At 54.2% G+C, this 1,813-nt stretch carries 2 protein-coding genes; both read right to left on the bottom strand.

What is annotated here, in order from left to right:
- Positions 1–271: 271 nt before the first annotated feature.
- On the bottom strand, positions 272–709 hold the full coding sequence (locus ABEA92_RS31235) for a hypothetical protein (protein WP_007336764.1): 438 nt from the start codon (positions 707–709) through the stop codon (positions 272–274).
- 188 nt (positions 710–897) lie between these two features.
- Positions 898–1,254 (bottom strand): hypothetical protein, encoded by a 357-nt coding sequence (locus ABEA92_RS31230; protein WP_345689791.1) that lies wholly within the window; start codon positions 1,252–1,254, stop codon positions 898–900.
- Between the last annotated feature and the right edge of the window lie 559 nt (positions 1,255–1,813).

Below are 1,813 nucleotides of genomic sequence, written 5' to 3'. Positions count from 1 at the left end.
GATAGATGCCAACGTAAATATCGGTCACAGGGAACGCTGAAGACGCGGCAAGCCGCGCCGCGGCCATGGTTGGAACCCAGAACATCTCGTGGGTGTAGGCGTTCCATTTCGACAGACACGATTGCCGAACATCGTCAGGCAAAGCGAGCCATTCGTCATAGTTCTCAATCGTCATTAAGGACTGATCCTATGGCGTAACGGCGGACATCACGGGGCACGGAGAGTTGACTATCCATTGCGAAAAACGCCGCAAGCCGTGCTCCTGTGCATGTCATGGTTCGCCCGCCTCGTCTGTCTCGGGCGGCATGTAGTCTACCATCTCGTGAGACCATCGCGGATCACCGTCAGAATGCTCCACGGGGGATGCTGAAATCGAGTGGATGTATCGGTCTACGAGGACGCTGTAATCGTCGCGTGTTTCGTAGGTCGGCCGAAAGTCGTCACGTAGTGTGCGCAGTTCGGTGAGGACGGTAGCGGCATTGTCGTTCTCAAGTTCGACAATCGTGTTTTGGATTAGGTCTTTTGTTGCTTCGGAGAAGTAGATATTGGATTGCAAGCGATCAAGCTTCCCGACGATCCAAGCAACGCCAATCGACATTGCGATCGCGGATACGCCCAACGCGATTCGTACGGACCGGTTGTCGTAGAACTCGGAGATCAGCCAAGCAATCGGTAATGCGACAACGAGAAAAAGTATCAATTCAAGCATTGGCTTGCGCTGTAGTTGCAGTCACCATCTCGTTGGGCGAACGTCCGCCATCAGCGGGTACGGCGGTTGGATTGTCCATCTGTAAAAAGCTAATGCCGTACTCCGTTGAATGGCATGGTTCGCCGCATTCTAGTGCTTGCCGAGGCGTACTGAAGTTCGCTTTCATGCAGCCTGAGCGAAACCCGCGGCTACCGTCTCAGCTGCTTGAACAAAGCACTGAGTGCGTCGTGATTGTCGCTTGTCGTGGAAACGACGAGCGAAAAGTTTTGCGGGTATGGAGCCATTGTGGAAGGCCCGCCTAGTGCCTCCCAGCTCTTGGGCGAGATCGAAGAATGAATCAGCATGCAAATAAGCTTGTAATCAAAGTGTCCATCCTTTGACCAGACGGGAAGGTCTTCCAGTCGGTAAGTCACTGTGTAGACCTTGGTGTTTTGTGCAGCGGCAACATCATCCGCCGCTGAGGCCTCCTGTGATTTATCCTGCGTCAGAACGACACAACACAATAGTCCAATTCCAAGAACAGAAAGTACGCTAAACGAACGCATCGCAATCTCCAGTTTGGGTTTAAGTGATGAGTCGCAAGATACAGCTAGTGGGAAAAATGTGAAACAGCGATTTCACGCTGAAGACGAGCGGGCGAACGGGAGCGATGTGCGGGCGGCGAAGGGTGATTGAGCCACTTTGCAAAAACGATGCCGCCGCTCCGTCACCATCGCATGGTTATCGCAGATCGCAGCAAGCATGAATCGAGTATGGCTGCAGTGGCGTTCCGCCCCGTGGGTGGCCCGTCAAGCAGGCAACCGTAGGGATCGACTAGTCGATGCTAGTGTAACGGAATGCGATGACAAGATGTTGCACGATCACCAACGGGAAATTCGCTCGTTACGCCAGCGGTGGAATGAATTGCAAAACCAACGCAGGCCACGCCGCTAGTTGCGATAACGGGAGCGATGTGCGGGCGGCGAAGGGTGATTGAGCCACTTTGCAAAAACGATGCCGCCGCTCCGTCACCATCGCATGGTTATCGCAGATCGCAGCAAGCATGAATCGAGTATGGTTGCAGTGGCGTTCCGCCCCGTGGGTGGCCCGTCAAGCAGACAACCG

This window comes from Novipirellula caenicola (genome assembly GCF_039545035.1).
GTDB lineage: Bacteria > Planctomycetota > Planctomycetia > Pirellulales > Pirellulaceae > Novipirellula > Novipirellula caenicola.
This window is presented reverse-complemented; position numbering and strand designations above follow the sequence as displayed.